Source organism: Francisella sp. 19X1-34, from assembly GCF_041102755.1.
Classification (GTDB): domain Bacteria; phylum Pseudomonadota; class Gammaproteobacteria; order Francisellales; family Francisellaceae; genus Francisella.
This window is the reverse complement of record NZ_JBGCTX010000014.1, coordinates 18,769-37,076: the sequence shown is the minus strand read 5'-3', so window position 1 is coordinate 37,076 and position 18,308 is coordinate 18,769. Positions and strand designations below refer to the sequence as shown.

Here is an 18,308-nt window from a genome sequence, read left to right as displayed (position 1 = left end):
GCTCAGTTTATTATTTCTCCAATTAAAATCAATAATTATAAATATTTAGACATGAAGTAATTATCGAACTGAGGTTAGTAATAGGTTAAAATCTCCTTTAAGTTACGACATTGACTCTATTGTTAAGCTTGGAAAAATAATATTTGGGCGTCCTGATAAGTTAGATAAGCTAAGTCAAATCAATATAAAAACACTAATTATAACAGGAGAAGATGATGTTTATCGCCCTCCAGTAGAAGGTGAGAAAATGGCAGAATTAATGCCAAATGCTAAGTTTATCTGTATCAAAAACGCTGGGCATATTAGTAGCTTAGAGCAACCCCAAGAGGTTAATGCAGAATTATTATCATTTTTTGAGTCATACTAATTGAAGCTTGAAGTAAAAAATCATCCTAGAGGTTAGGAGTATTTTAGGATTAGCTTCTATCAATATTTAAAGTTAAGAAATGTGCAGAACACGAGATACAGGGGTCATAGTTGCGAATAACCATCTCAGCATGTAGTCTAATATCATCTTCAGACTTATCTAAGCCAAAGTTTTCTAAAGCCATACGTAAGTCAGCTTCTATACAAGGCAAGTTTTGTGATGTAGGAGCTGAGATTCTGATTTTCTCAGCTAAACCTTGATCATTAACTTTGATATGGTCGATTTGGATACCACGAGGAGCCTCTACAGCACCCCAAGCATCAGCAGCTTTGACATTATAGTCAACACATGGAGTATCTGAATATGAGTAGTTCTCACAAACTTGCAATGCTCTTTCAATAGCCCAATATCCCTCTATAGCTCTAGCAACTACTGAGTGGAACATATTTCTACTTGGCCATTTAACACCAGTATCATGAGCCATCTGTTGAATATGTTTAGGAAGTTTGTCAAAGTTTAGGTTGATCCTAGAAAGAGGGCCTAAAAGTATAGGCTGACCATCATGAGTTGTAGAGTGTAAAGCTGTAGATTGTACAGCATGAAACTCTCTAAAATGATCATCATACTCGCTGATATGGAATTTTTCACCATCACTAGTGATAACATCATCACCAAATACAGAATACTCTGTAGGATGAGATAAACTTACCATCTTAAAAGGAATAGTTGTATCTGGGAATGATAGTGTCGATACCCACTGTATAACGTCTTTAGCCTCATTTAGAGCATCTTTTAGCTTAGGGATTAGTGCATGAACTTCTTTTACTAAAGGAGCTTTGTAGAACCCACCAACTTTCATACCATTTGGATGAACAGATCTACCACCTAGTAGTTTAAGAATATCATTACCTAGATGTTGTAGCTTAACACCGCGAACAACTTCTTTAGGATAGTCCTTTGCCATCTCGATAGCTGATCTATAACCTAAGAAATCAGGTGCAGCTAATAAATGTACATGTAAATAGTGTGACTCGATCCATTCTCCTAAGAACATTAATAGCCGCATATCATCTATCCACTGAGTTCTAGTAATACCAAATGCAGTTTCATAAGCTCTTGAGAAGCCTGCTTGATATGCAAGAGGGCAAATACCACAAATACGCGCTACAGCATCGATAATAGCGTTTGGTTCTCTACCTTCAAGGAACTTTTCAAAGTAACGTGGAGGTTCATAGATTCTTAGATCACATTTTTCTATTTTGCCATCTTTAATTCTTAGATCTAAAGCACCTTCGCCCTCAACACGTGCTAAGATAGGTACTTCTATAACTGTTTCTCTACTCATAACTATACTCCAGCCTTTTTAAATACATCATCTTGGCTACTGATAAATCTATACTTATCATGAATTTGTTTATCTGATAAGCCTAACTCTTTTAGCTTATGCGTCATAGCTCCTAAGTTGGCATATTTTGATGCACCAAAGCAACCATAGCAACCACGTCCAAGCTTTGGACATATTGCACCACAACCATCTGCGATTACAGGGCCTAAGCATGGTTCACCTTTAGCGACCATTACACAAGTGACACCTGCATGCTTACAACTAGTACAAACAGGATCAACAACTTTCTCAGGTTCCACCCCAAAGAGTAGTTGACGAATAGCCTTAATTATTTGCTCAGTAGTTATTGGGCAACCAGAAATCTCAAAATCAACATTTACATATTCTTTAATAGCTTTGGCAGTTGATAAGTCTCCATCAATAATTACTTGAGTCTCTTGAGGATATACAGCTTTTTGCCATTCTAAAAGCTCAGCATCATTGGTAAAGTTTCTTAGAGCTTGGATACCACCAGCTATGGCACAAGCACCAATAGCAACCACATATTTTGCTTTTTCTCTAATTTTCTCTAAGCGAGGAATATCATGATGAGTGTTTACACTTCCTTCGATAAAAGCGATATCTACTTCGGCAAACTCATCTAAAGGTCCAGCTTCGGCAAAGTGGACGATATCAACCATCTCAGCAAGTGTAAGTAGTGAGACAGCATCATTTATTAGAGCTAGCTGGCAACCATCACATGAGCTAAATTTATGCACGGCTATTTTAGGACGAGGAGCTAAATTTTTTAATTTATCTTGAGCTGACATAATTATACTCCTTTTATTTCTAGTAGTTTCTTAACAGCTGGGTAAGCATATATGGCACCATCTTTGCAGATAAATTCTTTGCCCATCTGACAATGTCCACAATGTCCGATAGCACATTTCATGCTACGTTCTAGACTGACAAATATTTGCTCTTCTGGTACACCAGCTTTAGCAAATTCTTTAGCAACATTTTTCATCATGATTTCAGGACCAACACTCATTACATAAGTATTTGCATAATCAATGTCCAAATCTGGAATCGCTGCAGTTACAAAACCATCATACCACTTCCATGGGCCATGAGGTTCGCCAGCTGTTGCCGCTAGAAGTACTTGAGTATTAGGTTGGTTATTCCAGCTTGTATATTTATCTTGGTAGATAAGTCCAGAAGTATCACGAATACCTTGCACGACATAGACTTTGCCATAAGCATTTCTATCTTTTAAGATCTCTTCTGTTGCTGCAACTAAAGGAGCATTACCAAGACCACCAGTCATGATTACAACATCTTTACCTTGAGCCTGATCTACAGGCCAGGAGCTACCAAAAGGACCTCTGACACCGATAGTCTCACCAGTTTTTAGTTTATTCATACCCTTAGTTATACGTCCAACTACTTGGATAGTATGCTCAAAGATATCATCAGCAAAGTTTCTATCATTGACAATAGATATAGCTACCTCACCAACACCATACAGATACAGCATATTAAACTGACCAGGATGGAACTTATAGTTTTTACGTAACTCTTCATCTACGAAGCGTAGGCGTAGGGTAAAAATATCATCAGCATCTTGGATAAACTCAATTATCTCTGCTTCATGAGGTAAATAAGCATCTTGTGGGTAAATCATGATTATTTCTCCTCACAAATAGCGTTAATTTCTTCTGTAACATCAATTTTTACAGGGCACCATGTGATACAACGACCACATCCAACACAGCCTTTAGTCTTAAACTGCTCTCTCCAAGTACCAAACTTGTGAGTTAGCCATTGGCGATATCTGTGTTTTGGCTCTTCGCGGTATAGTTCACCATGAGTATAGCTATGATCTAATCCAAAGCATGAGTCCCATTCACGCGTATGCTCGCTTTCTTTACCATCTAAGCTAGGCTGCTCTTTTTCTGTATGACAGAAGCATGTCGGGCATGATTGCGTACAGCTACCACAAGATAGACATCTCTCTGCTACATCATCCCATTGTGGATGATCATATGAGCTAGTTAGAGCTTTTTCTACTTGAGCTATTGGTGGTAGAGTTTTCTCTTGCATACCATATACGGCTTTTACTTTTTGCTCAGCTTGGTATGTTTGAGCACCTGTTGCAGGCTCTAATTGTAGAGCTAATATTGTTTGTCGACCCTTATCACTGCCTGTCTCGATAACAAAACCGTTCTCAATCTCTGTCATAGCTAAATCAAAACCTTTATCAGCCTCAGGCTTATCACCTAGTGCAATACAAAAACAGTTGCTATGTGCTGTAGTACAATTAGCAGCTACGATAAACATAGCTTCTCTTCTAGCTTTATAGCGTACATCTTGATAAGCATTTTCAACAAATACTCTATCTTGAATTTCAATAGCTCTTAGATCGCAAGGTCTGACACCTAGTACAGCATACTTTTTATTATTTAAGCTTTGATTAAATGTTAGCTTACCATTCTCATCACGTGAAACTTTCCAGAGTGTTTCTTTCTCTTCAAAAAGCATCGGCTTAACAGATTGAACAGGTACACTCCAACCAAAAGCTTTTTTTGCGTCTGTTTTGATGACTTCATATTTTGCAGGCTCTTGTATATCTACATAGCCCCATGGAAGCTCACTTGCATTATTTATATTGTCATAAACAATAGATTTATCTCTAACTGCTGGCGCCATCACTTCATAGCCTTGCCCTGAGAAGTAAGAAATCATCCTATCTAGATCATCATGTTTTAAAAAATAAAACTGACTCATACCATTCTCCTTAACATATTCTTGGTAATTGCTCACCACTTAACCAGTCCACGCGTCTTTTACCACCAAATGTGGTTTTCATAAATACATGTGGCTGTTCACTTTTTCTTACGGTTGCTATCACTTGGGCGTTTTCTCCTAGCGGATGATCCCTTAAGCAGTCTAAAACCTTTTGAGTCTGACTAGGCTTACAAGCAATTAGAACTTTGCCTTCATTGGCTATATACAAAGGGTCTAAACCAAGTAGCTCACAAGCTGATTGAACTTCAATAGATATAGGAAGTTTTGCTTCATCTATTTCAATAGCTACACTGTGTTGGTTAGCCCATTCATTAAGTGTTGCACCGACTCCTCCACGAGTAGGATCACGCATAGCTTTTACTTTACAATTATTGTTATAAATTGATTCAACTAGATCATCTAGAGATGTTGCATCACTTACTATTTGGCATTGAAAATCTAGTCCAGCTCGTTGTGACATAACAGCGACACCATGATCACCTAGAGAACCATTTATGATAATCTCATCACTATCTTCAAGAGTATCTCTAGTGACAAAATTATCACGAATTACACCCACTCCCGTTGTATTGATAAAGATACCATCACCTTTACCTTTCTCAACAACCTTAGTATCTCCTGTTACGATTTGAACATTAGCTTTTTTAGCAGCCTTTGCCATAGAATTTAAGATTATTTTTAGATCTTTAAGAGGTAGTCCTTCTTCTAATATAAGTCCTACAGAGATATAGAGTGGTTTAGCTCCTCCGACTACTAGATCATTGACTGTGCCATGAATTGCAAGACTACCAATATTTCCACCACTAAAAAAATATGGCGTAATAACATAACTATCTGTAGTCATCGCAATCTTACCATTTATTTGTGGTAGTACAGCTTGATCTTCTGCTTGAGCTAAATACTGACTATCAAAGCTTTTCTTTATGATCTGCTCTATCAAATGATGCATAGTTTTACCACCAGCTCCCATAGCTAGATCAACTACACTATTTTTAATATTTAATTTCACCGCCATTTTAGTCTCCGTATTGATAATGTGCCGCACAAGCACCTTCAGATGAAACCATACAAGCTCCCATAGGTTGCTCTGGAGTACAAACCACACCAAATAACTTACAATCCTTTGGCTCTTTAAGACCTCTTAGAATATCAGGACAAGCACATTGCTTATGTTCTAGCCCTTGTATCTTGGGTATTTGATAGTGTTTTTCAGCATCAAGTTTTGAGTATTCATCTTTTATTTCTAAAGCACTATTGGGAATATATCCAAGTCCACGCCATTCAAAAGTATCTCTAATTGTTAGGTATTGAGATATTAAATTTTGAGCAAGTTGGTTGCCGTTTGGTATTACAGCTCTTGTATACTGGTTCTCTACACCAGTTTTACCAGCATTTATCATCTTGATAAGCATAAGTATAGATTGTAGTACATCTAAAGGTTCAAAACCTGCGACAACCATTGGCTTTTGGTATTCCTTAGTTACTTTATCATAAGCATTACTACCAATAATCACACTGACATGAGATGGTCCTAAAAAGCCATCTATCTTAACATCTTCAGATAAGATAGCTTGCATAGCTATAGGTGTAAGTACATGGTTACAAAAGATTAAAAAATTATCTAACTTTTTAGCTATTGCAAGCTGTATAGCTACCGCAGTTGGAGGAGTGGTTGTCTCAAAACCAATAGCAAAGAATATAACTTTTTTATTAGGGTTTTCTTCAGCTAATTTTAGAGCATCTTCTACTGAGTAGATCATACGCACATCAGCACCACGCGCCTTAGCTTTGATTAGGCTATCTTGATGAGATCCTGGGACGCGAAGCATATCTGCATAACTACAAAATATTACATCATTTTGTGATGCTAAAAATATTGCCTGATCAACTCTCTTGATAGGGAGTACACAAACTGGACAACCTGGGCCATGTATCATTTTGACATTTGTAGGTAATAGACTAGGAATCCCATAACGGTGTAAAGCATGTGTATGCCCACCACAGAACTCCATCAAATTGTATTGTCTATTAGGGTAAACTTCTTTAGCGATTTGTTGTAAAAGAGATTTTGCAACTTTCGGAGCCCTAAATTCTTGTATATAATCCATAACTCTACCTCTTACATATATTGTAACATTTCTTCAAAATCTTTGAGAGTCTGCTGGGCCATTTCTTTGTCTAACTTACTTAATGCAAAGCCAACATGGATTATTACAAAATCACCAACCTCGACACTTTCAGCAAGTAGTGCTAAAGAGACTTCTTTTTTGACTCCACCAACATTTACGACTGCTTGATTTTCTGGTTTTATTTCTACAATTTCTGCAGGTATTGCTAAACACATTTTACTTCACCTTTTTTAAATTTTTTGGCACCAAGCCAAGCTTGTCCAAGACTTATACCACCGTCATTTAGTGGTACTTTTTCTGAGATGTAAACATTAAAATCTAACTTTTTAAGTTGACTATAAACCTCAGTAAGCAGTAGCTTATTTTGAAAACATCCACCACTTAGTATTATTGTTTTTATATTCTTCTCTTGAGCTGATTTATTAACCCATTTAACTAAAGCATAAGCTAGAGTACCGTGCCATAGATTACTAGCTATATATTTATTATTAGCTTTAATAATTTTTTTGAATAGTTTTTCTAAAACTAACCTATTCTCGTCGGATATTTCAAATAGACCTTCTTCAACGATTATTTGGTTAGTTAATGACTCTAACCCCATTGCACCTTGGGCTTCATAGCTATTTATATGGCAAATGTTAAGTAGACTAGAGACAGCATCAAATAGTCTGCCCATACTTGTAGTTTTGCCTTTGGCTAATGAGCTATTTTGCAAAAGTTTAATAAGATCAGCAGCCTGTGAAAATTCTTTGAGATGATTTGGTATTTCAAGATTGTATTTATGACATACTGCCAAAGCCATACGCCAAGGCTCTTTAGCAACTTTGTCACCACCAATATAGTCAATAGGATCTAGTTCACCAATTCGGTTAAACTCTAAGTTATCTATATCACAATGATAAAGTTCACCACCTCGAGCTAAACCATCTTCACCTAAACCAAAACCATCTGCTACTAAGCCTATAGCTTGACCTTGTAAATCATGCTCAGCAATTACAGCTGCTAGGTGGGCTTGATGATGCTGAATCTGATAAATTGGTAGATTAAATTTTTGGGCAAAATGCGTAGTATAAATATCAGGATGTAAATCACAAGCAATACCATCAAACTTAAGTCCAAACATATTTTGGAAATGCTCTAAAGATTGCTCAAAAAACTCTATATTAGCTTGGCTATCCATATCACCAATATGTTGCGATACAAAAGCTTGATTATCTTTGATAAAGCAAAAAGTATTCTTTAAAAGTGCTCCTGTAGCTAGTATGTTTGGTAAGCTCTCAGCTAGTTGTATTGATTGTGGTATAAGGCCTCGAGATCTTCTAATTGGTAGATTTTTACCTATAACAGTATGAAAGACACTATCATCACTTTTTATCGCAATATCACGACTATCTGTAACTATTAAATCAGCGATATCTTTTAGTTTTTCGTAAGCTTCATTATTATCTGCGATAATGCTTTCACCAGATATATTTGCACTTGTAACTATCAAAGCTAAATCATAAGCCTCATTAAGCCAGCTAGAGCCAATAGGTTGGTTTAGCAGATGATAAAAAAGGATATAATCAGTTCCAGTTGATGGGAGCATAAAACCGAGCTGATTTATATTAGGTGCAATGGCTTTACTAAGATTATTAGTAGAGTTCTTTTGAAGTAAAACTATTGGCCTAACAGTAGAGTTTAATAACTCATCTTGCTGTGTAGTAACTTCTGCAAAATGCTCTTGTATACTTTGAGTATTTAGAGCCATTAGCGCAAATGGTTTATTTGGGCGATGCTTTCTTCTGCGTAGCTCTGCGACTGCTTGAGTATTTCTAGCATCTACAACTAGTTTAAAGCCATTTTGACTTTTAATTGCGATAATTTTACCAGCTTTGATAGCTTGAGATATCTCTGCAAAAGAGTGTGATAATTTAGGACCACATTTAGAGCATGCAACGGTTTGAGCATGATAATGTCTATCTAATGGATTAGTATAACTAGCTAGACAATCATTACATAATGGAAAATCTTTATAAGTAGTTTTATCTCTATCATAAGGTAGACTTTGTATCGTGCTAAAGCGCGGGCCACAATGAGTACAGCTAGTATATGGGTATAGATAGTAGCGACTTTGTGGGTTAAAAACATCATCTAAGCACAAGTTACAAATAGCTGTATCGGCTGGAATTTTGGTAGCAGAGCTGCCTTGTAGAGTTTCTAGAATTTTAAAATCTGTAAATTTAGTTTCAGTTTGGTAAATTGTCTTTTGGATAGTTTCTATACTAGCTAGAGGAGGCAATTTTGCCTGCATATTGGCTATAAAGCTATCTGCGATAGATCCATCACATTGTAGAATGATTTCAACACCATTAGGAGTATTTTGCACTGAGCCACACAAATTCATATCTTTGGCAAGGCAATAGATAAAAGGTCGGAATCCAACCCCTTGAACTATACCATTGACGAGAATTTTTGTTATAACTTGTTGCATTTTTTCCTCTTGTGATGATTTTTCTATCATCAACTATATTTTTAAATCTGCTGTAGTGACAGTACTCTATATTTCTGTCATCCTCGTGCTTGACGCGGGGATCTCTTAACTACTTAAAGTTAAATACTGTTTTTGTTTTTAAAACTCCCCCGTCAGTCTGCGACTGCCACCCCTTCGTACCAAAGGGGAATTAGAAATAGCTTTAAATAAACAAGTCATCCTGAACTTGTTTTATTGATTTTAAACCCACTCCGTCATTCCCACGTAGGTGGGAATCTATAAACTATTCAAGAGATTCCTGCCTTCGCAGGAATGACATCTCTTAATTATGGGTTCTTATAATTCTCAATATATTCTAAGACAATCTCATGGTGATCTTTCGTTTTAAACTTATTAAAGACATGATTGATTTTGCCATCTTTGTCGATAAAGAAGCTAATTCTATGAATACCATCATATACTTTGCCCATAAACTTCTTCTCGCCCCAAACACCAAATTGCTCAGCAACTTTGTGATCTTCATCACTTAGAAGTTGTACTGTTAGGTTATCTCTTTCTTCAAATTTCTTGAGGCGTTTTGGTGCATCTGGACTAATACCAAGAACTACAGTATCAAGCTTAGCTAGTTTGTCACTAATGCTACTTAAACCGATAGATTGAATAGTACAACCTGGAGTCATTGCCTTTGGATAGAAGTAAATCAAGACATTCTTTTTACCTTTAAAATCACTTAATGATACTTCTTCATTATTTTGGTTTTCTAGTTTAAAGTTTGGAGCTAATTGTCCTTGTTCTAGTGTTTTCATTGTCTCGCCTCTTTTATTTTGTTATTTTGATTACTAAAATTTAAAAATATCTATACTGGCTGATAGCTTTGAATTTTCTTCTAAGTCATCTATAAATAACTTCCATGATCCTTTTTCAACTTTTCTTGAAGAGTAGTAAGCTGAAACTTTAAGAAAAGATTTTGATATAGTAAAAAGGTCTTCTATAAATGTTATTAGCTTTGTAGTGTTATCATCTCCATAAGATAAAAATAATGAATCCCTATAATTAGCTTTACCTCTAAATCTAAAGGCTTGGTTAAGAAAGTTAACATGTTTTTTTTCGAGTCTACTATCTCTAAACTCTCTTGTTTTTTTTGTTCTAAAATCACTTACACCTAGTTTCTTAAAATTTTTATCTTGCTTTATATTATCTTCAGTTTTATCTTTTAAGTAATTAGCCGTACCTTTTAAGTATGAAACAATGACTCCATGTGCTTCATTTAAATTAACAGCATATGTGTCAGATAAATTATATTCTTGATCTTTTACAAATGTTTTTATAGCCTCTACGATACTGCTTTTACTCAAGTCTGATATGCTTAAATCAAAGGGGTATGGGATGAGTTTTTTTCTAATTATATTATCTTGCCAGACCGTAGCAGTCTTAGTATGATTATCAGGTGATGCTCCAGATGTGGCAGCAATCATTGCTGAGGCAGAAAAGTAAGTACAATAATACCAAGAAACTATGGCAGACCTACATAAATCATAAGAGCTATCTTGTGAGCTTTTCATTTTATTTAGTGAGGATAGGTTATGAAAAGCCATTAGTAAAGCTTCAAATGTCAATGTGTCACTATTTCGATCCATTATTTCTCTTGGTTTTATTGTAGAGTAGAAATCTTTTAAAAAACTGTTTTTTTCCAAATCGCTTTTTTCTATGATTAGTGATAATGCTCTAATCCAATTAACAGTTCCTTGAAATGCAAACCTTGGTTCAGGTTGTGGTTTTGTTTCTAATAATCTTTCTAAGAGCCACTTAGACATAAACTATCCTTAACCTTTTACTTCAAACCTCTCAACCAATCCAACCAGCTATCAAAACCAGCACCAGTTTTTACAGATAGCTCAAATATTTTCACATCTGAACGAATCTTTTTAATATTTGCGATACATTCTTGGATATCAAAATCTACATAAGGAGATAGGTCAATTTTATTGATAACAACCACATCCGCATAATAAAACATATCTGGGTATTTAAGTGGTTTATCAGCTCCCTCTGTAGTTGAGATAACTGCAACACGATGCTTTTCACCAAGATCAAACATTGCTGGACATATTAAGTTACCAACATTCTCAATCATCACAAAGCCATCTTTAATATCACCTAGATGTTCAAAAGCATGACCAACCATGTGAGCATCTAGATGACAAGCTTTACCAGTATTTATCTGATAAGCTTTTGCACCAGCTTTGCGGATTCTATCAGCATCTAGATCTGTATGCTGATCACCTTCAACAACTGCGATAGGGTGGCTATCACCAAGCTCTTTGATAGTTCTCTCAAGTAGAGATGTCTTACCAGAACCAGGGCTTGAGACAAAATTTAGGGCAATATTGTTATCCTTTGCTAGAGCTTTTCTATTTTGCTGTGCATATTGATCATTTGCATCTAGGATTGCTTTTTCTAGCTTTACAGCATCGCCTTCATGGCCATGATGATGGTGATGATGATTGCTATCTGTTCCACATCCGCAAGTCGTACACATAATTTACTCCTTAATTAAAAACTATAGATTCTACGAGCATATCTTTACCTTTGAGAATATCTTTCTCAAAGCTGCCACAATTTGGGCATTGCTCATATAGCTTAGTTAATTCAAATTCATGTTCACAAGCTTTGCACTTTGCTATAGCTTGTTCATGTATTATTTCTAGCTTTGCTTGTTCTAAAATACTTTCTTTTGCTGCTACAGGAAACCAAAATTCAAAAGATTCAATATCAACACCTGCTAGAGTACCTATTTTAACTATGACTTTAGCTATATGTTTTGAGCTATCTTTAGGTGTTTTTTCAGCAATACTGATAACACTTTGACAGAGAGAGAATTCATGCATTCTTAGACCGAACAAAATAAATACCTTATAAATATATTATACCATATACATAAATTAGATATCTAAATTTAAGTGTGAAACCCTTATTTTATAAGGCTTTGAATGATAATAATAACCATTTAGGAAAATAACGATGTAATTAATTTTTTATCTATATATAATAAATTTTATATATAAGAAAACATTGGTTAGGATGATACAGCAACTAACTTTTAAGCAAAAAGTAAAAACAGTTTCTATAATAAATTTAGGAGCAGTTTTAGAGTGGTTTGAGTTTTGTCTATATGGCTATTTAACAACCTATTTAAGCCTACTTTTCTTTCCCAAAGAAGATCAAGTTGTAGCAATGATAACAGTCTTTGGAATTTTTGCCGCTAGCTATATTATGCGACCATTAGGTGGTTTTGTACTTGGCTCTATCGGCGATAGATTTGGTAGGCGCTATGCTATCAGACTAAGTATGATTTTAATGTGTATCCCAATGTTATTGATGACTGTTATGCCGACATATCAATCAGCTGGGATATGGGCTATTTTAATTTTACTATTTGCAAGAATGCTACAAGGGTTTTCAGTAGGTGGTGAATATACAGGTATTCTTGTAGCTCTAGCAGAGAGCGCTTCTGAGAAATATCGCGGTCTGACAACAGCATTAGCTGGGTTAGCATCGCAAATAGGTGTGATACTTAGTGCGACAACAGTAGGAATTTTATCAAGCTTATTAACAAAAGATCAAATGCTAGCGTATGGTTGGCGAGTAGCATTCTTTATAGGTTTAATCTTAGCTATTTCTTCAACAATTATTCAGAAAAAAGCCAAAGAATCACCATTTTTTAAGGAGATGAAGGAGAATAATAAGCTAAGTAAAAGTCCTCTTAAAGATGCTATAAAAGGCTCTAAAATGCCATTAGTTTGGACTTTTGTTTTAACAGGCTATGTTGGTATAGCATACTATATGATGGCGACATTCTTACCAAATATTCTTATCTCAGATAGAGGTTTTGATGTCAATAAAATCATGTTTATAACTGTTGCGGTGTCATGCTTTTATGCAGCATTATCTCCGCTATTTGGTTGGTTGTCTGATATCTATGGTAGAAAACCTTTACTTTATATACCAATACTATTACTAGCGCTATTTGGTTATCCAATGTTTATATTTTTTAATAAAGGTAGTTTAGAGAGTATATTGATTGCTGAGGCTATATTAGCGATTATAATATCAGCAATGACAGCATCATTCCAAATAACAGTTGCCGAGCTTTTCCCAACTAATCATAGATATAGTGGTATGTCAGCAGCCTATAATACAGGTAATGCACTATTTGCAGGGACAACGCCGATGATATGTGTTTGGTTGTCTGGAGTATTTAATTCTAGTTATGCGCCAAGTTTTTATCTGATAATATCTTCTATTATTACGCTTTTACTCATCTATAAAATGCCTGAAACTAGACACTCACAAGAGTTTAAATTTATATAAGGTAATTTGTTTATTTTAGGATGCCATGCTTATATAAGAAGTCTTTGCCTAACTCGCCACCAGGGTTATTCTTATTAGCAAGCCTTTTGTAAACTTTACGAAGCCTTTCACCAAAGTTATCGTACAATCTTTCTAACTCTTGTATAGGTTCTGCATGATCATCAACGCGTAGGTCTATCAGAGGATAATCTTGTGTATCAACAACAAATAAAGCAGCCGATTGTTTACCTCTTTTATCACCGCCAGCTTCTTGTCCAACTTTAAGACACTTTAGTAGTCTATCTTCCAAAAACAGGTTTTCATTTTCTGTAGCTTTAAACACTTCTACCATAGTTTTTACAACAGATTTACTCTCTAGCATATTACCCACTACAGCATAGTTTTTGCCAGTTTTATGAGCCCATTGAGTATCACAGGCTATACCAGTATGAGCAGCACTTTGACCATATCTATCAACTATTGCAAGTTGTCTTATCTCAGGATACGGATCCCTAGCTAGAGAAAGTTCCATAGCTTCAGAGGCAGACTTTCCTTGAGCCAAGTACTCCATCATCCAGTATTTATGATATGGGTTAACAAAAGCTTGTGTTGCACAGGCTCCAATATTTGCTTTTGTATTTATTACGAATGTTCCTACAGCTGGTACACGAGAGGCTGTAGCAACTCCAATACAACCTGAACTCTCACACCTTGCTACAATTGAAAAGGTAGCACATTTAATTTCAGTCATGATTAACTATTAGTTTCTTGAGAATATAGTTAAAGATTATTATATAAAGAAATATAAATTAGAATATTTTATTTAGCTAATTCTTGTTGAGGGGATTTTTTCTGAATGAAGATATTTATAATCATTGCAATTAAAGTAACTATAGCACCAATTGTAAGTATATAAGCAGGAGCTACCTTATCTCCTGAAAACTTAATAGCGCCGATTACTATCATTGGAGTTAGTCCTCCAAAAACTGCAAATCCTATATTGTAAGAGAATCCAATACCTGTATAACGTATGTCTTGTTTAAATAGGTCAATAAGTATGGCAGGAATATTACCCCAACAAAGTGCTGCTAAAATAGCACTTATGAAAATTGCTAAGAAATAATAATTTTGGTTGTATACATATGTCTTATAGATAAAGAAGCTAAAAGCACATGTCGCTATGATACTGACAAGTAAAATAAAAGAGCGATTTATCTTGTCAGCGAAGAAGCCAACAACAACACAAAATATAGAGATAATTATAACTCCTAAACTATTAATCCATGTGAAGTCTTTTAAGTGTAGTTTTAACACCGTTGAAAAGTAAGATGGTAGTAGTAAGAATAGCGTTACAAAAATAAGAGCTCCAAATGAAACTATTATACAAGCATAAATAAAATTCCAACTATGTGTTAAAAGCATCTTTGTTACAGGTAAAGAGAACTCGTCTTCTATAAAAGGATTGAATCCTTTGATATCCATTAGTTGGCGTCTAAGGAAATACGCAATAATTCCAAAGATACCTCCTAGAATAAAAGCTATGCGCCAGCCATATAAGAACATCTGTTGTTTATCAAAGCCATCTAGGAGTAAACTTTCGACAATAAATCCTAGAGCCATACCTGCTATTAAGAAGCAAAAAATCACCCCTGTAACAAAGCCTTTTTTCTCTGGAGCAACCTCACCTACATAAGTGATAGCTCCAGGAATTTCACCTCCTACAGATATACCTTGAACAACTCTACAAAGTACAAGTAAAATAGGGGCAATAAATCCTATATGGTTATATGTAGGTAGAATGCCGATGATAAAAGTTGATAGAGCCATAATAAGGATAGAGATTGTGAAGGTTTTTTTTCTACCGTACTTATCCCCGAAATGTCCAAAAATAATTCCCCCTAAAGGTCTTGCTAGATATCCTACAGCATAGGCGCTAAAAGCTATCAATAAAGATGTTATGGCTGATCCTGTTGGGAAAAATAGCTTTGAAATATAGCTTGCAAGCAGGGCGTAAATGATGAAATCATAAAACTCGAGGATTCCCCCAAGACTTGATAAAAAAAGCGCTTTGCGTTGGTTTTGTTGTAACATATTATTCCTTTTAATCAATTGATATATATTGTTTTACTTCATTCTGGTTAAAATATTATCTTTTAATATTATCCAGTGGTATAAAGCTGCAACTACATGTAGTACAACTAATACAAGTAAAATACTAGCAAATAGATAATGATAGCTGAATATTTTTACACCTAAAGAATAATCAGTTTCAAATATTTGTGGAAAAGGAATAATAAAGAATATTTTCCATTGATAACCCATTAGCATTGATCCAAGAAGGCCAGATAGAGCCATACCAAGAGTTGAAATATAGAGACCTAAGTGAACAGCCTTTGCTATTACATATTGAATGCGAGGTAGAGGAGGGTCGTATCGAAGCTTTTTACTTAGAATTCGAGCAATTACTAACATGATTATGACGAAGAATGTTAGTAGACCAAATGATTTATGTAAGACCATAATCCATACAAAGTCTAATATTGCAAAGGCAAAACCAAAGCCTAATATTAGCTGGATAATTATTAAGCTTGCTAGAATCTTGTGAAGTAGCCTTATAAAAAAATTATATTTCATAGCATAAAAAATATTATTGTAGTAATAATTTTATAGCATTTAATATCTTTGATAAAAAGGTATTTGTTAATTTTTCCAAATTTTTCTGAATTCTTTTATTATTTGATCATGGCGTAAAAGAAAGTCGTTAGTATTGTAGTTTTCATCAAACTTTTGTGTTTTGACAACTCTTTTATCTTCATTGAGAATTATTTTATTAGTAATACTAAATAATTTATCTACGAAAGGCTTTATAAATCTATTTGTCATAAAACTACGGTAATTTAGTAGGTATAGTTTGGTTTCGTGATCGTTTACAGGGACAAAATAAACACAGATTTTTAGTTTATCAGAGTTATTCAGAAGCCAAAAGTTTGGTAAAACATACTTTAACATTAGCCGATCATTTTTAATTGCTTCAATATATTCTGGTTGGATATTTAAAGTTACATTTTCTGGAATTTGATATCCTCTACCAATTGATTTTTTGTGTACTGTTGCTAAATGGGTATAGTCCAGCTGATTTTCTATACAGTGACGGATATTATTTTGCCATGTGTCCGTAAGAAGTGAGTATTGGGCTTTAAAATTAGCATGTATACTTTGTATAAATTCAAAAGCATAGCTATTATCAATTTCTTCATCAAAAATGTTAATCCAAAGCATATCAGCAATAACTTTTGTTGGATAGGTCTTTGCTTTTAGTTTCGGTATTGCCCCTTTTGTTTCAGGGGTGTATATGCAGTGACCATTATGGTCAAACTTAAAACCATGAAAAGGACAAACTATGTTATTGTTACAGATTTTGCCAGAACTAAGTTCAGCTCCTCTATGAGGACAACGATTTTCCATTACACAGATATTATCTAGAGACTTCCAAACAACTAGGTTCTTACCAAATCTTTCCAATTTGATAGGTTTATTCTTAATCTCTTTTATATGAGCTATGGCGTACCAATATCTTGGGATATTTTTCATTTAAATGAAAATCTTTTTTTCATAAGTAGAATTATACCCCAAGCTATTAGATAATAAAAAGATAGGGCATATAAAGTAGTTGGTGTGTATGAGTGTCAATTCTAACAATCAAGAGCTAGTTGGTGGAGTGATTTTATTTTCAGCAGCTATTGTTGCTATCTTAGTCAACAACTCACCGCTATCTTTATACTATGGGATGTTGGATACGGTTAATGTTAAGCTTGGTGTAGAAAGCTTAGTTATAGATAAGAGCCTAACTCACTGGATAAATGATGGTCTAATGGCAATATACTTTTTGTATATTGGATTAGAAATTAAAAGAGAGGTAATCACAGGAGTACTATCACGACCATCTAGCATAGTAACACCAGCAATTGCTGCCTTTGCTGGCTTGATACTACCGAGCTTGATTTATTTATTAATAAACTTTCATGATACTCAACTTATTGATGGTTGGGCTATCCCATCAGCTACAGACATAGCTTTCACACTTGGGATGTTAGCATTACTTGGATCAAGAGTATCACCAAAGCTGAAGCTGTTAGTAATTACAATTGCTATTTTTGATGATATAGCAGCAATAGCTATAATTGCCTTTTTCTATTCAAAATCTTTATCTTTAGTCTCTTTAGTATTGGGGTCTGTTTTCCTTCTTATAATGATTTTTTGTAGCCTTGTTTTAAAGGTTAATAGATCTTCAATATATATTGTTTTAGGATTTTTAGCATGGTTTTGTACTATTAAATCAGGAGTTCATGCAACTTTAGCTGGTTTTGTTACTGCTTTATGTATCCCTTATCGAGATGGTGATCCAGATTCTCCAGCTAAATTTATGGAGGAGTCTCTCCATTCATGGGTTATTTATTTTATACTGCCGGTTTTTGCCTTTGCTAATGCGGGTGTGAATTTTTCTGGGATAAGTATTTCAATAGTATTTGAACCATTGACTTTAGGAATAATTTTGGGCTTATTTGTAGGTAAACAAGTTGGTATTTTCTCAATATTAGCTCTTTTTAAAAAATTAAAGATTTTTAAGTTAGGAGAATCTTTTTCAAATTTGCAGCTATATGGGGTCAGTATATTATGTGGTATAGGCTTTACAATGAGCTTATTTATAGGAACTTTAGCCTTTAACGATACTCATTTGTTAAATTCAATAAAAATAGGCGTGATTATTGGATCAGTACTATCAGGAGCTACAGGATATATAGTATTAAGATTTTTTGCTACAACCCCTAAGTAATTTAGGCTCTACTAATATTTTTA

The 18,308-nt window shown here is 34.7% G+C and carries 19 protein-coding genes; 3 read left to right on the top strand and 16 right to left on the bottom strand.

What is annotated here, in order from left to right:
• Nucleotides 1-109: 109 nt before the first annotated feature.
• Entirely contained in the window at nt 110-367 is a 258-nt protein-coding gene (locus AB8E56_RS03630; RefSeq protein ID WP_329478065.1) for an alpha/beta hydrolase, read from the top strand.
• Between the two features lie 49 nt (nt 368-416).
• On the opposite strand, the gene AB8E56_RS03625 is transcribed toward AB8E56_RS03630, so the two are convergent.
• The 12 genes from AB8E56_RS03625 to hypA all read right to left on the bottom strand — a co-directional run bounded on the left by AB8E56_RS03625 (nt 417) and on the right by hypA (nt 11,989).
• The gene (locus AB8E56_RS03625; RefSeq protein WP_329478063.1) at nt 417-1,712 is read right to left on the bottom strand and encodes a nickel-dependent hydrogenase large subunit; all 1,296 of its coding nucleotides are present in this window, start codon (nt 1,710-1,712) and stop codon (nt 417-419) included.
• A 2-nt stretch (nt 1,713-1,714) separates the two neighbouring features.
• Complete coding sequence (locus tag AB8E56_RS03620; protein WP_329478061.1) at nt 1,715-2,521, bottom strand: sulfhydrogenase subunit delta; 807 nt, start codon at nt 2,519-2,521, stop codon at nt 1,715-1,717.
• A 2-nt stretch (nt 2,522-2,523) separates the two neighbouring features.
• Nucleotides 2,524-3,375, bottom strand: a complete 852-nt coding sequence (locus tag AB8E56_RS03615) for an FAD/NAD(P)-binding protein (protein WP_329478059.1) — start codon at nt 3,373-3,375, stop codon at nt 2,524-2,526.
• Between the two features lie 2 nt (nt 3,376-3,377).
• Nucleotides 3,378-4,478: a 4Fe-4S dicluster domain-containing protein gene (locus AB8E56_RS03610; protein ID WP_329478058.1), complete on the bottom strand. Its 1,101-nt coding sequence runs from the start codon at nt 4,476-4,478 to the stop codon at nt 3,378-3,380.
• A 10-nt stretch (nt 4,479-4,488) separates the two neighbouring features.
• Nucleotides 4,489-5,514 (bottom strand): hydrogenase expression/formation protein HypE, encoded by a 1,026-nt coding sequence (gene hypE / locus AB8E56_RS03605; RefSeq protein WP_329478056.1) that lies wholly within the window; start codon nt 5,512-5,514, stop codon nt 4,489-4,491.
• A 1-nt stretch (nt 5,515) separates the two neighbouring features.
• Nucleotides 5,516-6,607, bottom strand: coding sequence for a hydrogenase formation protein HypD (hypD, locus tag AB8E56_RS03600; RefSeq protein ID WP_329478054.1), 1,092 nt, complete (start codon nt 6,605-6,607; stop codon nt 5,516-5,518).
• A gap of 11 nt (nt 6,608-6,618) precedes the next feature.
• The gene (locus AB8E56_RS03595; RefSeq protein ID WP_329478052.1) at nt 6,619-6,843 is read right to left on the bottom strand and encodes a HypC/HybG/HupF family hydrogenase formation chaperone; all 225 of its coding nucleotides are present in this window, start codon (nt 6,841-6,843) and stop codon (nt 6,619-6,621) included.
• Entirely contained in the window at nt 6,834-9,131 is a 2,298-nt protein-coding gene (hypF, locus tag AB8E56_RS03590; protein WP_329478050.1) for a carbamoyltransferase HypF, read from the bottom strand. Before hypF ends, AB8E56_RS03595 begins: the two co-directional genes overlap by 10 nt.
• A 296-nt stretch (nt 9,132-9,427) precedes the next feature.
• On the bottom strand, nt 9,428-9,907 hold the full coding sequence (gene bcp / locus AB8E56_RS03585) for a thioredoxin-dependent thiol peroxidase (RefSeq protein ID WP_329478048.1): 480 nt from the start codon (nt 9,905-9,907) through the stop codon (nt 9,428-9,430).
• A gap of 33 nt (nt 9,908-9,940) precedes the next feature.
• Nucleotides 9,941-10,915, bottom strand: a complete 975-nt coding sequence (locus AB8E56_RS03580; RefSeq protein WP_329478046.1) for a hypothetical protein — start codon at nt 10,913-10,915, stop codon at nt 9,941-9,943.
• Nucleotides 10,916-10,932: 17 nt separating this feature from the next.
• Nucleotides 10,933-11,640 carry a hydrogenase nickel incorporation protein HypB gene (gene hypB / locus AB8E56_RS03575; protein WP_329478044.1) on the bottom strand — a complete coding sequence of 236 codons (708 nt, stop codon included), beginning with the start codon at nt 11,638-11,640 and terminating at the stop codon, nt 10,933-10,935.
• A 10-nt stretch (nt 11,641-11,650) separates the two neighbouring features.
• Complete coding sequence (hypA, locus tag AB8E56_RS03570; RefSeq protein WP_329478042.1) at nt 11,651-11,989, bottom strand: hydrogenase maturation nickel metallochaperone HypA; 339 nt, start codon at nt 11,987-11,989, stop codon at nt 11,651-11,653.
• 193 nt (nt 11,990-12,182) lie between these two features.
• Between hypA and AB8E56_RS03565 the strand changes: the two genes are divergently transcribed.
• Nucleotides 12,183-13,472 carry an MFS transporter gene (locus AB8E56_RS03565; RefSeq protein ID WP_329478040.1) on the top strand — a complete coding sequence of 430 codons (1,290 nt, stop codon included), beginning with the start codon at nt 12,183-12,185 and terminating at the stop codon, nt 13,470-13,472.
• A 10-nt stretch (nt 13,473-13,482) separates the two neighbouring features.
• On the opposite strand, the gene AB8E56_RS03560 is transcribed toward AB8E56_RS03565, so the two are convergent.
• The 4 genes from AB8E56_RS03560 to AB8E56_RS03545 all read right to left on the bottom strand — a co-directional run bounded on the left by AB8E56_RS03560 (nt 13,483) and on the right by AB8E56_RS03545 (nt 17,042).
• Nucleotides 13,483-14,202, bottom strand: coding sequence for a DUF1028 domain-containing protein (locus AB8E56_RS03560; RefSeq protein ID WP_329478038.1), 720 nt, complete (start codon nt 14,200-14,202; stop codon nt 13,483-13,485).
• 68 nt (nt 14,203-14,270) lie between these two features.
• On the bottom strand, nt 14,271-15,542 hold the full coding sequence (locus tag AB8E56_RS03555; protein WP_329478036.1) for an MFS transporter: 1,272 nt from the start codon (nt 15,540-15,542) through the stop codon (nt 14,271-14,273).
• Between the two features lie 33 nt (nt 15,543-15,575).
• Nucleotides 15,576-16,085, bottom strand: coding sequence for a cytochrome b/b6 domain-containing protein (locus AB8E56_RS03550; RefSeq protein ID WP_329478033.1), 510 nt, complete (start codon nt 16,083-16,085; stop codon nt 15,576-15,578).
• Between the two features lie 66 nt (nt 16,086-16,151).
• Nucleotides 16,152-17,042 (bottom strand): Rieske 2Fe-2S domain-containing protein, encoded by an 891-nt coding sequence (locus AB8E56_RS03545; protein WP_329478031.1) that lies wholly within the window; start codon nt 17,040-17,042, stop codon nt 16,152-16,154.
• Nucleotides 17,043-17,130: 88 nt separating this feature from the next.
• Between AB8E56_RS03545 and nhaA the strand changes: the two genes are divergently transcribed.
• Nucleotides 17,131-18,285 (top strand): Na+/H+ antiporter NhaA, encoded by a 1,155-nt coding sequence (gene nhaA / locus AB8E56_RS03540; RefSeq protein WP_329478029.1) that lies wholly within the window; start codon nt 17,131-17,133, stop codon nt 18,283-18,285.
• Nucleotides 18,286-18,308 lie beyond the last annotated feature (23 nt).

Coding starts and splice junctions, on each gene's coding strand:
- nhaA (WP_329478029.1), top strand. CDS start 17,131: ATGAGTGTCAATTCTAACAATCAAGAGCTAGTTGGTGGAGTGATTTTA.
- AB8E56_RS03555 (WP_329478036.1), bottom strand. CDS start 15,542: ATGTTACAACAAAACCAACGCAAAGCGCTTTTTTTATCAAGTCTTGGG.
- AB8E56_RS03625 (WP_329478063.1), bottom strand. CDS start 1,712: ATGAGTAGAGAAACAGTTATAGAAGTACCTATCTTAGCACGTGTTGAG.
- hypD (WP_329478054.1), bottom strand. CDS start 6,607: ATGGATTATATACAAGAATTTAGGGCTCCGAAAGTTGCAAAATCTCTT.
- AB8E56_RS03565 (WP_329478040.1), top strand. CDS start 12,183: ATGATACAGCAACTAACTTTTAAGCAAAAAGTAAAAACAGTTTCTATA.
- bcp (WP_329478048.1), bottom strand. CDS start 9,907: ATGAAAACACTAGAACAAGGACAATTAGCTCCAAACTTTAAACTAGAA.
- hypE (WP_329478056.1), bottom strand. CDS start 5,514: ATGGCGGTGAAATTAAATATTAAAAATAGTGTAGTTGATCTAGCTATG.
- AB8E56_RS03620 (WP_329478061.1), bottom strand. CDS start 2,521: ATGTCAGCTCAAGATAAATTAAAAAATTTAGCTCCTCGTCCTAAAATA.
- AB8E56_RS03610 (WP_329478058.1), bottom strand. CDS start 4,478: ATGAGTCAGTTTTATTTTTTAAAACATGATGATCTAGATAGGATGATT.
- hypA (WP_329478042.1), bottom strand. CDS start 11,989: ATGCATGAATTCTCTCTCTGTCAAAGTGTTATCAGTATTGCTGAAAAA.
- hypB (WP_329478044.1), bottom strand. CDS start 11,640: ATGTGTACGACTTGCGGATGTGGAACAGATAGCAATCATCATCACCAT.
- hypF (WP_329478050.1), bottom strand. CDS start 9,131: ATGATAGAAAAATCATCACAAGAGGAAAAAATGCAACAAGTTATAACA.
- AB8E56_RS03560 (WP_329478038.1), bottom strand. CDS start 14,202: ATGACTGAAATTAAATGTGCTACCTTTTCAATTGTAGCAAGGTGTGAG.
- AB8E56_RS03580 (WP_329478046.1), bottom strand. CDS start 10,915: ATGTCTAAGTGGCTCTTAGAAAGATTATTAGAAACAAAACCACAACCT.
- AB8E56_RS03615 (WP_329478059.1), bottom strand. CDS start 3,375: ATGATTTACCCACAAGATGCTTATTTACCTCATGAAGCAGAGATAATT.
- AB8E56_RS03595 (WP_329478052.1), bottom strand. CDS start 6,843: ATGTGTTTAGCAATACCTGCAGAAATTGTAGAAATAAAACCAGAAAAT.
- AB8E56_RS03550 (WP_329478033.1), bottom strand. CDS start 16,085: ATGAAATATAATTTTTTTATAAGGCTACTTCACAAGATTCTAGCAAGC.
- AB8E56_RS03545 (WP_329478031.1), bottom strand. CDS start 17,042: ATGAAAAATATCCCAAGATATTGGTACGCCATAGCTCATATAAAAGAG.